The sequence below is a fragment of the Mucilaginibacter sp. 14171R-50 genome, from assembly GCF_010093045.1.
GTDB lineage: Bacteria > Bacteroidota > Bacteroidia > Sphingobacteriales > Sphingobacteriaceae > Mucilaginibacter.
In genome coordinates this window covers 1,597,566-1,611,963 of sequence record NZ_CP048115.1, presented here as the reverse complement: position 1 = coordinate 1,611,963, position 14,398 = coordinate 1,597,566, and the positions used below count along the sequence as shown (strand labels likewise).

At 44.0% G+C, this 14,398-nt stretch carries 13 protein-coding genes; 7 read left to right on the top strand and 6 right to left on the bottom strand.

Annotated features, from left to right (window positions below):
• Window positions 1-148 precede the first annotated feature (148 nt).
• From GWR56_RS07525 to GWR56_RS07515, 3 genes are all read left to right on the top strand, one after another.
• Window positions 149-727: an RNA polymerase sigma factor gene (locus GWR56_RS07525; protein WP_162430514.1), complete on the top strand. Its 579-nt coding sequence runs from the start codon at window positions 149-151 to the stop codon at window positions 725-727.
• Window positions 724-1,233, top strand: coding sequence for a hypothetical protein (locus GWR56_RS07520; protein WP_162430513.1), 510 nt, complete (start codon window positions 724-726; stop codon window positions 1,231-1,233). The genes GWR56_RS07525 and GWR56_RS07520 overlap by 4 nt, the downstream gene beginning before the upstream one ends.
• Window positions 1,234-1,544: 311 nt before the next feature.
• On the top strand, window positions 1,545-2,399 hold the full coding sequence (locus tag GWR56_RS07515; protein WP_162430512.1) for a DUF2911 domain-containing protein: 855 nt from the start codon (window positions 1,545-1,547) through the stop codon (window positions 2,397-2,399).
• Window positions 2,400-2,445: 46 nt separating this feature from the next.
• Here the strand turns inward: GWR56_RS07515 and GWR56_RS07510 are convergent, their stop codons facing one another.
• The 4 genes from GWR56_RS07510 to GWR56_RS07495 form a co-directional block, all read right to left on the bottom strand.
• The gene (locus GWR56_RS07510) at window positions 2,446-3,387 is read right to left on the bottom strand and encodes a cation diffusion facilitator family transporter (protein WP_162430511.1); all 942 of its coding nucleotides are present in this window, start codon (window positions 3,385-3,387) and stop codon (window positions 2,446-2,448) included.
• A gap of 66 nt (window positions 3,388-3,453) precedes the next feature.
• Window positions 3,454-5,151: a sodium:solute symporter gene (locus GWR56_RS07505; RefSeq protein WP_162430510.1), complete on the bottom strand. Its 1,698-nt coding sequence runs from the start codon at window positions 5,149-5,151 to the stop codon at window positions 3,454-3,456.
• 111 nt (window positions 5,152-5,262) lie between these two features.
• Entirely contained in the window at window positions 5,263-5,460 is a 198-nt protein-coding gene (locus GWR56_RS07500; protein ID WP_162430509.1) for a hypothetical protein, read from the bottom strand.
• Window positions 5,461-5,557: 97 nt separating this feature from the next.
• Window positions 5,558-8,071, bottom strand: a complete 2,514-nt coding sequence (locus GWR56_RS07495) for a PIG-L family deacetylase (RefSeq protein WP_162430508.1) — start codon at window positions 8,069-8,071, stop codon at window positions 5,558-5,560.
• Between the two features lie 197 nt (window positions 8,072-8,268).
• Here GWR56_RS07495 and GWR56_RS07490 point away from each other — a divergent pair, with 197 nt between their 5' ends.
• From GWR56_RS07490 to GWR56_RS07475, 4 genes are read left to right on the top strand one after another with little or no spacing between them, the layout of a single operon-like run.
• Window positions 8,269-8,913, top strand: a complete 645-nt coding sequence (locus GWR56_RS07490) for a TetR/AcrR family transcriptional regulator (protein ID WP_162430507.1) — start codon at window positions 8,269-8,271, stop codon at window positions 8,911-8,913.
• Window positions 8,914-8,923: 10 nt separating this feature from the next.
• Window positions 8,924-10,264, top strand: coding sequence for a TolC family protein (locus GWR56_RS07485; RefSeq protein WP_238395326.1), 1,341 nt, complete (start codon window positions 8,924-8,926; stop codon window positions 10,262-10,264).
• Window positions 10,265-10,281: 17 nt separating this feature from the next.
• On the top strand, window positions 10,282-11,337 hold the full coding sequence (locus tag GWR56_RS07480; RefSeq protein WP_162430505.1) for an HlyD family secretion protein: 1,056 nt from the start codon (window positions 10,282-10,284) through the stop codon (window positions 11,335-11,337).
• Window positions 11,338-11,342: 5 nt separating this feature from the next.
• The gene (locus GWR56_RS07475; protein WP_162430504.1) at window positions 11,343-12,887 is read left to right on the top strand and encodes a DHA2 family efflux MFS transporter permease subunit; all 1,545 of its coding nucleotides are present in this window, start codon (window positions 11,343-11,345) and stop codon (window positions 12,885-12,887) included.
• A gap of 215 nt (window positions 12,888-13,102) precedes the next feature.
• On the opposite strand, the gene GWR56_RS07470 is transcribed toward GWR56_RS07475, so the two are convergent.
• Both GWR56_RS07470 and GWR56_RS07465 read right to left on the bottom strand, forming a co-directional pair.
• Window positions 13,103-13,687: a carboxymuconolactone decarboxylase family protein gene (locus GWR56_RS07470; RefSeq protein WP_162430503.1), complete on the bottom strand. Its 585-nt coding sequence runs from the start codon at window positions 13,685-13,687 to the stop codon at window positions 13,103-13,105.
• 63 nt (window positions 13,688-13,750) lie between these two features.
• Entirely contained in the window at window positions 13,751-14,296 is a 546-nt protein-coding gene (locus GWR56_RS07465) for a peroxiredoxin (RefSeq protein WP_162430502.1), read from the bottom strand.
• Window positions 14,297-14,398 lie beyond the last annotated feature (102 nt).

Genomic DNA, 14,398 nt, shown 5'->3' with positions numbered 1-14,398 from the left:
TTATGATTTTAGATGGGGCTATACCGTATAATATACAGATACTAATACTTAAATTTAATTAGCGAAGCGGGGGCTAAAATCTTAATTCTAAAATTACAGATCGACCTGTAACCTAATTCGCCGGTTTGTAGTCACAGTGTTTGTATATATGCAAAGCAAGTTTTCGGATATCGAACTAATTGAGCAAACCCTGGGTGGCAACCAAGCGGCCTACGCCGACCTGGTAAAGCGCCACCAGCGTTTTGTATTTACTTTGGCTATGCGTTTTGCAAAAAGCCGCGAGGATGCCGAAGAGATAGCACAGGATTGTTTTATAAAGGCATACCGGTCGTTATCTTCTTTTCAGCAGCAATCAAAATTCAGCACGTGGCTGTACAGTATTGTTTACACCACCGCCATGACTTTTTTGCGGAAAAAGCGGGTTGATACGGCTTCTATCGATGACGATGAAAGCTATATACAAATAGAGAGCAAGCCAAGCGGTTACGATTATAACGTTGAAAATAAGTCACGATCGTATTATTTGAATGAGGCTATACAACAATTATTGCCTGACGATGCCGCTATTATAACCATGTTTTACAAGGGTGAGCAATCGCTTGAAGAAATATCGCAGGCCACGGGGATAGAGGCCAACACGGTTAAGGTGAAACTATTTAGAGCCCGCCAGCGTTTGAAAGAAAGGCTGGAGCGTAATTTGAAACATGAAGTTAACGAATTGATATGAACAGTATAGAAGAAAAGCTTTGGAACTACATTGATGGTACCTGCACCCCGCAAGAGCAGCAGGCCATTGCCATGCTTATTGAACAGGACGAGGTATATCAAAAAAAGTACAATGAGTTGCTGCAATTGAATACAGCATTCAGCGCGATGGACCTGGATGAGCCACCGATGGCCTTTACCTATAACGTAATGGAAAACATCCGCATAGAAAATGCGAAACAGCCGCTAAAGGCGGCTATTGATAAACGTATCATTTTAGGGATATCGGCTTTTTTTGCGGTAAGCCTGGTAGTATTATTAATGTATGCCTTAGGCGCGGTAAACTGGTCGGCGGGCACGGGCTTTAAATTACCCGGGCAGCTAAACGTTACGCAATTAAACGTTCCGCAGGTAAGCAGTTATTTTACAGGTCCGGTAATTAAAGGGTTCCTGTTCTTTGATGTGGTAATGGGTCTGTTTTTACTGGATAACTATCTGCGCCGTAAAAACATCACAAAGCTGCAATAACTGTATGCCTGCTTGTATAAAATAACCAACACTACTGTCGTATACGATAGCAGATGCCCTTTATAAGAGGTCCTATTCCGTCGTTTTGACACATTTAGAAAATTTTTAGCGCTTGTGCAATTTTGGTATAGTATTTGTTCTACGCTATGCATACCGGCAATCTTGCCGGTTAATTGTGATAAGGTTTAGGTTGAAAGTCCCCCGGAGCAAGTCTGGGGGGCTTTTATTTTTTACGCAGTTCACAAAAATCCTTTGTATATATTTCACTTAAAATTCATCTTACAATTAGTAACTTCGTAATAACTATGACGATGAAAAAATATTTTAAAGGTGTTATAACCATGCTGTTGGCATGTGCTACCATAATTGCTTCTGCGCAGGACAAGCCGCGTATCCCCGAAGCCAGTTCAACCCAAACTATTATACAGGATTTCGGGTTGGGAAAAATTACGATAACCTACTCGCGCCCCAACGTTAAAGGCCGTAAAATATTTGGCGGCATAAACCCATATGGCGAAGTATGGCGCACCGGCGCAAACGCTGCCACTACCATAACCTTTAGCGAAGATGTATTGGTTGAAGGCAACAAAGTGCCCGCAGGCACGTATGCCCTTTTCAGCATCCCGGAGCCAAATAGCTGGACCATTATCTTAAATAAAACGGCTAAACAATGGGGTGCTTACGACTATAAAAAAGCCGATGACCTTTTACGTTTTACCGTAAAGCCTATAACAGTTAAAGAAAAACGCGAAACCTTTACTATTGCGTTTGCTAACTCAACCACTAAAACAACCGACCTGTATATTATATGGGACCATACCGCGGTTCCTATTCATATGCAAACAGACGATGATGCGCAGATAACTGCCAACATTGATAAGTTGATGCAGGGGGATGTTAAGAAACGCCCTTATTTTAACGCCATACAGTATTACTACGAAAATGATAAAGACCTTAAAAAAGCTATGCAATGGGTGCTTGAAGCTGAAAAGCTTGAGCCAAACGGCCCGTGGTATAAATTATGGAAGGCACGCATACAATTGAAAACTGGCGATAAAGCAGCGGCTGTTGCAACCGCCCAGGAGGGTGTAAGGTTAGCCAAAGCCAGCAACGATGATGAATATGTACGCCTGAACGAAGCCGTAATAGCCCAGGCTAAAGAATAAAAGAATAATTACAACACCGTATAGTAAAAAGCCTTAAACAAAAAGTTTAAGGCTTTTTTATTTCGAACAAACTGCTGGGGATGCGTGTGTAGGTTTGGGGTTGTACAAACACCAGCTTTATTAGCGGGAAGGTTGTTTTTATGGCCAGTCGCATCCGCTCTATCGATGCGGTGATATCCTCGGTGTCGATATCCGGATCAAACTCTATGATCAGCATTAATACAACCTCGTCGGGCGCCTGGTAGGTTGATAACACGTTAACCACCCTTATAACAGCCTTATCTTTCTCGGCAAGCACCCTTATTTGATGCTGGGTATCGCGCCCGATGCCTTCGCCCATTAACAGGCTGCGGCTTTCTCTGGCCAATATGGCCGATACAAACACCAGTAGCAGCCCAACCAGCACAGACGCAATACCATCCATATAAGGCATGTGATAGTTATGGCCTATCAGCATAAATACAAATACAATGGCAAGGCCAAGCACCGCTGCGCCATCTTCAAATAAAACCAAAAAGCTGGACGGATCTTTACTTTTAACAATCGCGTTCCACCATGACAAGCCACCGCGAACCTTGTTAAATTCTTTTATGGCGATAATAAGCGATGTACCCTCGAAAATTGCCGATAGCGCCAGTACAATATAGTTCCACATAGGGTTGTTAACCGGCTCGGGTTTAATAATATGCTGTATGCCCTGGTAAACCGATATGCCCCCGCCCAAACCAAATATGAGTATCGATACCATGAACGACCAGAAGTAAAGTTCCTTGCCGTACCCAAACGGATGGATAGTATCGGGCTTTTTTTTGCTTTGTTTTAAGCCATATAACAGCAGTACCTGGTTTACAGTATCAACCATAGAGTGTATACCTTCGGATATCATAGACGAACTGTTGGTGAAACCGCCTGCAATAAATTTGGTTACCGCTATAAGCAGGTTAGCTGCCAGCGCGCTATAGATGGATGCATTGTTTTTAGCTTTCATACCGGTGTTATAGTACAAATGCTAAAATACCCGATGTGTTTGTTTGAGCGTAATTTTTTGGGTGGATTACCTTAGGGCAGGCTTTTTTTGCATGATAAATATATTTAACAGCCAGGCAATTATAATTACCCCGATGCAGCCAATTGCGTTTAACCAAAGATAGGCTACCGCATTATAATACCCCATAATACATATTATTATTTCGGTAATTACTGCTGCAGCAAATACGGGCGTACCTTTTATACTTTTTATGTAAAAAGCCACAATAAACACCCCCAGGATGGTGCCGTAAATGTACGATCCGAGTTGATTAACGGCTTCTAACAGGTTACCTATCTTGCTTGCGTAAAGCGCCATGCCAATACAAACCACCCCCCAAAACACCGTTGCCACGCGCGATGCCGTTACATAAGTATGATCGCTTTCGTTGGGCTTTAATATACGTTTGTAAATATCAACCATGGTAGTCGATCCGAGGGCGTTAAGGCCACTGGCTGTGGAACCCATAGAGGCCAGAAAGATAATGGCAATAAGCAATCCTATCAGTCCCCGCGGCAGGTAATGCGTTACAAACGTAAGAAAAACGTAGTTGGTATCGTTTACGTTGTCGTTGCCGCTGTTTTTCTTTATGATGCTGATAGCGCTTTTCCTCACCGAGTCGGTTTGCGCCTCAGCGGCTTTTAAACCGGCTTTTGCGGTAATTATTTGCTGTTCATCTTTACTATCCAACGCTTTTATGAGGTCTTCGGTCTTTTGTTTTTTGTGGTTAAAGGCGTCGCCATATCGTTTTTCTAACAGGTTAAATTGCGGGGCATACTGGCTCCTCTTTACCTGTTCTACCTCGTAATTATTAAAAAACACCGGCGGCCTGTTAAACTGGTAAAAGCTAAACACAAGCACACCTATCAGTAGTATTAAAAACTGCATAGGAACTTTGATCAGCCCGTTCATGATCAGGCCGAGCCTGCTTTGCCCCACGGAGCTACCTGTTAAATAACGCCCAACCTGGCTTTGGTCGGTACCGAAATAAGATAACTGCAGAAAGAAACCGCCGATGATACCGCTCCATATGTTGTAACGATTATCGGCATCAAACTTCCAGTCGATAACGTTCATGCGGCCCAGGTTGCCGGCCAGCTTAATGGCTTTTATAAAACCGACGTTTTGGGGCAATAACATTACCACCAAAACACCCGCCGTGAACATCCCGGTAAAAATGATACTCATTTGCAGCAGTTGGGTATACGATACGGCCTTGGCCCCGCCGTAAACGGTATAAAACAAAACCAGCCCGCCAATAAATAATGTGGTATAGGTAGTGTTGATATGTAATATACCCGAAAGGATAATTGCCGGTGCATATATGGTGATAGCCGTAGACAGGCCCCGTTGAATCAAAAATAAAATAGCGGTAAGCGCCCGTGTCTTGAGATCGAAACGCTGCTCTAAAAATTCGTAAGCGGTGTAAACTTTAAGCTTGTGAAATATTGGCACAAAGGTTATACACAAAACGATCATGGCAAGCGGCAGCCCAAAGTAGAACTGCACAAAACGCATCCCGTCGCTGTAAGCCTGGCCCGGGGCCGATAAAAAGGTAATGGCGCTGGCCTGGGTGGCCATAACGGATAAACCTACATGGTACCATGGCAGCGAACGGTTGCCGAAGTATTGGTCGATATTTTTGCTGTTGCCGCTTTTCCATACGCCATAAGCAACTATGGCAAGCAGCGTGCTGCCGAGAACTATCCAGTCGGTTAAGCTCATTCAAAATACTTTGTGATGAGCCAAAATACTAAAATTAAAAAAACCAGCCATACGATAACCACACCGTAAAACTGGTTCCAGTTTTTTATAAAAGATGGGAGATCGGTATTATCAGACCTCTTCACGGCCTCTCACCAGAAATTTAATGAACAGGGCTGCGGTTAATAAACCAAAAACACCACCTACCGGTATCCAGATAAACCCTCTTTCAACTATAGCGCCTACGAACATACCGCAAACCAAAGCTACCAGGTAGTATACATAATCGTAGTTTTTTTCTTCTTTGTGTGGATGATGATGATGTGACATGATATTTTATATTATGGCAACAAAAGTAGGTGATTAATTGCTTTATATCAACAGCTTATTTAAGCAATTTATTCCATTACCGGCTCATTTAGGGTTATCAGTTCTTAGGTTTACTTAACAAGTTTATAAATAGGCGATACGCCCCCGGCACACCCGCAGGCAGTTCCCTGAAAAACGCCAGCGATGTATATACAAAGCGCCCTTTACCAAAGTTTGCTACAATCAGCGCGCCCTTGTTTGGGGCCATGCCGGTATCGTTCATTTGCAGCGGGGTGCTGTATTGGCTGTCGATATCGCTTACAAAGTACAATCCGCGTTCCTGTATCCAGTCATTAAAATCTGCATTGGTTATTTTATTGGGATAGTTTAGCACAGGGTTTTGCGGGTCGGTAAAGGTTACTTTTGCATCCTCTTCGGTTACGCGCTGGTTTACCACCGTAAACGGATAAGGGCCAATTTGCTTGGTTACCAGGCCATTATTATTATTGTATTGCACAACCAAATTACCACCATTCTTTACATATTCCATTAGCCGGGGCTGTTCATATGCAAGACGGCCGCTTACGTTGTACGCCCGTACGCCGGTTACAATGGCGTCGTAAACAGACAGGTCGGCGTTAACAATGTCGTTCTCGGTTAGCAGGTGCACATCATACCCCACCTCGCGCAGCGCATCAGGCACCAGATCACCGGCTCCGGCTATATACCCTATTTTTTTGCCTGCGGTTTTCAAATCGATGCTCACCAGTTTGGCCTGCGCCGGCGGAAAAATAGTTATAGCAGGGATGTGATTGTACCTTATATCCAGCAATCCCCGCGAAAACGTTTTGCCGTTGGCGATGATATCCGCCTGCAATACCCCTGTATTGGTTTTAGTATCAGTGGGCCATACGCTGAATGTTACTGCCCATTCTGCGCCTTTGGCTTTATCTGTAAAATCAATTTTAGCCGGGCTTATCTTCCATCCCTTTACAGGTTTTAAACTGATACTGCCTGTGGTGTTTGTAAAGCTTTTTAATTTTATCTGTACCGGTTGTGGTTGCGTATTATTATATACGTATGCCTTCTCGGCAATGTTAGCGGTAACAGGCGGGGTTATTTTTAACGGCTGATAGATCTCGCCGCGGGCAGGGTCTGCATACTTGTAAACCAATTTACGTGTATACCGTATCTCTTTACCGGCAATATTAAACACATATGTAACTTGTGGGGCGTCAGGATTTTCGGGGTTACCAACTTTTAACTCGTCATTTATAGTATAGCTACCTATACCATTCGGTGATTCGAGCCAATATGGTTGAGAAATGTGCGCGGCAACGAAAGGCTTTAACGGTATAGTTTGTAACTGGCCTTGTGGCAAGGCAGAACCTTTTAATGTAAAGAAACTATCGCCATAGCTAAGCTTTTCAAGTTTTATATTGATGTTGCTATAGTTGATAACCTGGGTTGCTGAAGTAACCGTATCGCCTAAAGCATAAGCAGGCTGTGGCACGTATGCCTCAAACCACAAACCCGCGCATTGCGCTATCAGGTCTTTTAACTCTCTTGTTTTTTGCTTGTGCCAGTAATCATAGCTCGAATTTGCCACTTCGGTAAGTCTTACAGTCTGAAATGCTTTATTTGTTGCCACCGTTTGGTCTACATCATCCAGTAGCTTTACCAGTGTTGGTACCGATGTTTGCGGCGCCTCATCATTAAAGGTTTTGCTGATTGCCGCAAGTTGTGCAGAAATTGACGAGCCAAAAGGAATGCGGGCCCAGGTAACATCAACGCCATCCATCAGGTCGGTTTTAGGTGCATCGCCCAAAATGGTCTTGAAATATTCAAAGGCATCGCCGCGCTGCCTGGCCGAGCCAAAGCCCTGGGTTTTGTGGTTACTACGGCTCTCGGCAGCTATTTCGCCATAGCTTTTGCCCAATATTGGGTTGTAACCGCCAACATTTATCTTAAACTGATCAGGCGAGGTGGTATTCACCGATCCAAAGCTAAAGGTGTTCCATAGCAGTCGTTTGGCCTGCCACACGCCAACGTATTTTAACTGTTCGGGATAACGTTTAGGATCCGCAGCGGCACTGAAAGCCTCCTGCGCCAAAATAGCCGATGCGGTGTGGTTACCATGGCCGCCCTCGCCTGTTGTGGGGAAACGGCATATCATTACGTCGGGCCTAAAGTTGCGTATTACCCAAACCATATCACCCAATACCTTATCCTTATCCCAAAATTTTAAGGTTTCTTCGGGGTTTTTAGAGAAACCGAAATCGTTGGCCCTGCTAAAAAACTGCTCTGCCCCATCCGTACGGCGGGCTGCTAAAAGTTCCTGCGTTCGTATCAGTCCCAATAACTCGCCCTGCTCGGTACCTATCAGGTTTTGCCCGCCGTCTCCCCTGGTGAGCGACAGGTAACCCGTACGATAGTGTTTTTCCTGGGCCAGGTAGGCCAGCAGGCGGGTGTTCTCGTCATCGGGGTGGGCCGCTATATAAAGTACGCTGCCCAGCACGTTCAACTTTTTTAAATTTTGCCGGATGGAACCGATATCTGCCTGAGGGGCTGTTTGCGAAAAAACTAAATGGCTTATTAAAACAAAGACAAGAGTGAACGATATGCGCTTCATAACAACAAATATATCTGAAAGATAACTTGTTGCAATAATTGGTACGATAATTATACCGTCATAATTACCCTGCTATTCTTACCGTTTAATCGATTGATTAATTTTTTTAAATTGATTATCAGATAATTACATAATCAGACAAATAAATGACTTTCACTAATCAATCGTTTGATTAATTTTGCGCGGGACAAAAAGAAATGGAAAAAGAAAAAATTGATAAAAAAGACCACATACTCGACGTAGCCGAACGGGTTTTTGCCGAGTTAGGTTATGATGGCGCCTCAACCCGTGTCATATCCGGCGAGGCGGGCGTAAACATGGCGATGCTTAATTACTACTTCGGCTCGAAGGAAGGGGTTTTTCTGGCAATTTTCGATCGCCGCATATCTACCTTCCAATCGGTGTTGCTTAGCATAGGGAATGACGAGAGTAAAAGCTGGTGGGAAAAACTGGATAAATATATAGACAGCTATGTGGAGAAGGTTATTAACAACAACTGTTTCCATGTTATGCTTCACCGCGAGATATCCAAATCAAAAAAAACTGAGCTCACTGACCAGATAACCGGCATCATTATGAAAAATGTAAGTGTACTGCAGGATATCATAGACGGCGGTATCAAAAGCGGCGAATTTAATAAGGATGTTGACCCGCAATTTGTGGTGGCGACCGTATTTGGCACCAAAAGTTATATTGTAAATACGCCGCATATATCGTCGGTGATTATAGGTTACGATGTAATGGATGCAAAAAATCAGGACGAAAAACTAAAACCCCGGTTAAAAAACTATCTAAAAAAACTGTTAAAAGCTTACTTACAGAACGAAAATGACAACCACTAAATACCTACACTTGAAACCTTTAAAAATAAACAAGGCATTAAAGGCCGCGGGCAGTATTGCTATTTTGCTGATGGCGTTGCTGATTACCACCCCCGCCGCCGCCCAGGAACGGACAATTACACTCGACGAAGCCATTAGGCTGGGCTTAGAAAACAGCAAAGTGTTAAAACTTTCGCAATCGCGTATAGACCAGGCCGTGTCACAATACCAGCAGGCTAAAGACCGCTCGTTGCCAACCGGATCTGCCAGTTTTGGCTATAACCGGGCGCAGATACCTGCCCACAAGTTAAACCTGGGAGAAGAAACTTTAACGCTGCCTACAAGTGCTAACGCCTACTTAGGTACCTTATCGTTAAACCAGGTAATATGGGCCGGCAATAAGTTAAGGTATGCACGCGAATCGACCAACCTGCTTACCGAAGTTGCGCGCCTGGATGCCGTGAACGACAGGGACCAGATTACTTATAGTATTATTAATGCCTATTACAACCTGTATAAGGTGTTACAAAGCAAAAAGGTAGTTGAGCAAAATCTGGCCACTATTGATGCCCAGATCAAGCAATCGCAACGCTTTTTTGACCAGGGTATAGTAACCAAAAATGATGTGTTACGTTTTCAGTTGCAGCGTTCGAACATCGAATTGAATGGCATCGACCTGGAAAACAATCGTCGTATCATTAACTATAATATGAATATTTTATTGGGATTACCCGAAGGCACCCAGTTAAATATTGAGCAAATTACGGAGGCCGAAAGGTCAGCAATGCCTTTGTCCGCTTATCTGGATTCGGCCATGAGCAACCGGCCCGAATTCAAACAAATGGATCTGCGTACCCAGGTTGCCGATATCGACATCAAAAACATAAAAGCAAATACCAGGCCTACCTTATCAGCATCGGGCAGTGCTTACTATGTAGGTGTATCGGCCAACCCGCTGCCCAAAAGCGGCAACTTTATTACGCCAATATCAATCGGGTTAACCTTAGGATGGGATTTTGGCAGCCTTTGGACCAACAAGAACAAGGTTACCGAAGCCAAGCTAAGGCGCGAAGAGGTGATCATTAACAGGGGTATTACCACAGATAATGTCAAAAACGAAGTGAACCAAAGCTATCAGAACTATAAGACGGCACTTGAAAAGATAGCCCTGCTGCAAACCTCTATTAATCAGGCGACAGAGAATAACCGCATACTTGAAAATAAATACCGCAGCAATATATCAACCGCTACAGATCGTGCAGACGCGCAAACCCTGCTTTACCAGGCCGAAATTAACCTTGAACTGGCTAAAGCTGATGCAGGGCTTGCATATTATACATTACTAAAATCAACAGGAAAACTTAACAAATAATTACAATACATAAAGCGATGGCAAACCAAACACAAGAAACACAACCTAAAAAGAAAAACAAAGTTCTCCCTATAATACTTGGGGTGATCCTTTTAGGGGGTATCATATTCGGTGTAAAAGAATATATATACTTCAGCAAGCACGTTGACACCGACGATGCGCAGATAGATGGCGACATTAGCCCTGTCGTTGCCCGTGTAGGCGGCTATGTTGACAGCCTGATGTTTGAAGAGAACACACATGTAAACAAAGGCCAGTTACTGGTTAAGATAGACGACCGCGACTTAAGAGTGAAATTAGAGCAGGCGCAGGCCGCCCAGGTTGGCGCAAGCGCAGGCGTTAATGTAAATCAATCGCAAATATCTACCACAGCAGCAAACTCGGCGAGCGCAAAGGCACAGGTTGCATCGGCAGCGGCCCGGTTAGAAAAAGTACAGAAAGACTACCAGCGCTATGCCAACCTGGTAAAAGACGGATCGATAACCCAGCAACAGTTTGACCAGGCTAAGGCCGACCTTGACGTGGCACGCGCTACCTACAATGCCGCAAAAGATGAATACAGGGCAGCCCAGCAACAAATTGCTACCAGCCGCAGCCAGTTAAAGGTTACCAATACCGGTGTAAGCCAAAGGCAGGTTGATATTGATTATGCCAAGCTGCAGTTAAGTTATGCTAATGTTAAATCGCCGGCGAGTGGTATAGTAGCTAAAAAGAATGTACAGGTAGGCCAGCTGGTGCAGGCAGGACAAACCTTGTTCTCGGTAGTAAACGATAACAGCATCTTTGTGACTGCTAATTTTAAAGAAACGCAGCTTAATAAAATTAAGAACGGCCTAAAGGTAGACCTTAAGGTAGATGCCTACCCCGACCTGAAAATAGAAGGTACGGTGTACAATTTCTCGCCTGCCACAGGTGCTAAATTCTCGTTACTTCCACCAGATAATGCTACCGGTAACTTTGTTAAGGTTGTACAACGTGTGCCTGTTAAAATCAAAATAACCGGCAGTAAAGAAGATATCGCGAAACTGCGCCCGGGTATGAGCGTTGATGTTTCGGTAATTACAAAAGACTAAATAAAATGGCTGAAACTGGCTTTAAAAAATGGATAATCACCATTACGGTGATTATGGCGTCATTACTCGAGCTGATTGATACCACCATTGTAAACGTTGCTATACCGCACATTCAGGGAAACCTTGGGGCAACCCTGGAAGATATTGCCTGGGTAGTTACCGGTTATGCGGTGGCAAACGTTATCATCCTGCCTATGTCAGGATGGCTTGGTGGGCGCTTTGGCCGTAAAAGTTACTTCCTTACTTCTATTATCATATTTACTATAGCATCGTTTTTATGTGGTAACGCTACTACGCTCAACGAGCTGGTAATATTTCGTATCCTGCAGGGTATTGCCGGCGGCGGATTGATCTCAACCGGACAAACCATATTACTGGAAACCTGGCCGCGCGAGCAAATTGGTACTGCTACAGCCCTTTTTGGTTTGGGTGCGGTGGTAGGCCCAACGGTAGGCCCTACTATTGGCGGCTGGATCACCGAAAATTACTCGTGGCCGTGGATATTTTATGTAAACTTACCGGTAGGCGCGCTTGCCGCGTTCCTAACCTACACCTTTATCAGGGAAACGCCCAAAGAAGAAAAAAGACCCATTGATTGGTGGGGCATTGGTTTATTGGCGATTGCAGTGGGCAGCTTGCAAACTATTTTAGAAAAAGGGGAATCAGAGGATTGGTTTGCTAAAAACTATATCATCGTACTAACCATTACTGCGATACTTGGCATTATACTATTTATATGGAGGGAACTAAGTACCGACCACCCTATTGTAAATTTTAGTATAATGCGGCACCGAAGTTTTTCCGTTGGGATGTTTACCTCCTTTATATTAGGATTTGGTTTATATGGTTCGGTGTTTGTGTTCCCGGTATTTTGCCAAAACCTGCTGGGATTTAACGCGCAACAAACCGGCGAATTATTATTCCCCGGTGGTTTGTGCACCATAATTATGATGCCCTTTATTGGTAAAATGCTTAACAAGGGTATCCCCGCACAGTTTATGGCTACAGCGGGCATGTTCCTGTTCTTTGTATTTACATGGATGCTTAGCAACTCTACCCTGGCAACCGGCGAGAAGGATGTGCTGATACCATTGCTTATACGCGGTGTAGGTATGGCCCTGCTATTTGTGCCATTAACCACTTTGGCGATGGCCGATCTGAAAGGCCCGGAAATTGGGCAGGGATCGGGGTTAAATAATATGATGCGCCAATTGGGCGGCTCGTTTGGTATAGCGGCATTAACAACGCTTATACACATTCGCCAGGGTTATCACCGAAGCACGCTGATTGAACATGTAAACCCATACAACCCCGCCTTTACCGAGCGTTTAAACCAGTTAGTACACGGGTTTATGGCTAAGGGCAAATCGGTTTTAGACGCCACACATATGGCTTATGCGGCCATTGAGGGTACGGTTATCAGGCAAACCATGCTGCTAACTTACGACGATGCTTACTGGATATCGGGCTTGATCATGCTGTTCTCAATACCCTTATTATATCTGCAGCCGTTCCGCAAAAACCTCAAACCCGTTGCCGACGCGCATTAAAAACAAAGCCATTCTGCTTTTACAAGCGGAATGGCTTCTCCAAAAAATCAACAATTAAAATTCTTATCCCCCTGGGATCTATAGTCTTAAGTAAATAAAATCTTTACAATAACAGGGGGTATTAGTAATGTTAAGCCTTAAAATTAGGGCTTTTAAATGAACAAACCCAAATTTTATTTGACATTATTTTTGAACACGGCAAGGATCATCCCGTTTTAAAAAATAATTTTTCCGGTAGCGGTAACCAATGATGCTATCCTAACGGCATCAAATATGCGCTCCTCGGTGGTGCCTAACTTTATTAACGAATCTTCGTGCGCGTTTACACACATCTCGCAGCCATTAACAGCAGATATAGCAAGGCTCATCAATTCAAAAAACTCTTTGCCGGTTACGGGCTTCATCATTAATTGCATACGTATGCGTGCAGGTATCTGGGTGTACTTTTCCTTTTGAGTAAAATGCCTGAACCTGTAAAATATATTGTTTGAGGCCAGCAACGAAGCGCAGCCTGCAGCTTCGGCCACATCAGCGTCAGTAGCCTCATTTTGCTTTGCTACCCCGGTATAGTACGCAATAAGCGCCGCGTTTTGATTGTTAACTGCGGTGCTCAGCCCCAGCAAGGCGCATTCTTTCGGGCTAAGATGCTCAGATGTAAGGGTGCTGGTAAAGTTTAACTTCAGATCGCGCAGATAGCGCGATTCGCCAGTTTCTAATAAAGTAAGGGCGGATGTACGGTATGATGTTTCCAGGCCAACGCTTTGCAACAGTTCCTGTATTATCTCGGTGCTTTCGTTCATGATATATGGTTAATAAAAAGGCCCTGTACTTTTGCAGGTACAGGGCCTTTCAGTGATATAAAATTATACAGTTAAAGTTTCCTGGCCTTTTTCCCAGTTACAAGGGCAAAGCTCATCGGTTTGCAAACCGTCAAGCACGCGCAGAACTTCTTTAACATTACGGCCTACGCTCAGGTCGTTTACAGATACCCAGCGGATGATGCCGGTAGGGTCAATAATAAAAGTAGCTCGGTAAGCGATCTTTTCGTTTGGCTCTAAAATACCCAGGTCTTCGGCTAATGATTTTGAAGTATCAGCCAGCATCGGGAATTTAAGGTCGCGCAGGTCATCATGGTGGGTCCTCCAGGCAGCGTGCACAAACTCGCTATCGGTAGACGCGCCAATTAAACGGGTATCACGGTCGCGGAACTCACCAAAGTTTTTGTTGAACTCAGCGATCTCAGTTGGGCATACAAAAGTGAAATCCTTTGGCCACCAGAACATTACAGTCCAAACGTTATCGTCGTTTTCAAGATAATCCGAGGTGATGGTTTCAAACTCTTTGCCTTTTTCCAAAGAAACTACGGCTGTTTTACTAAAAGCGGGAAATTTTTGCCCTATCGTTAACATAATGGTTATTTTATTAAAATTTATGCAACAAATATACGGATAAAAGCCCGCCCGGCCCCATCGCAAATATCTATATAATATAGTTTTTATCTATATTATAAT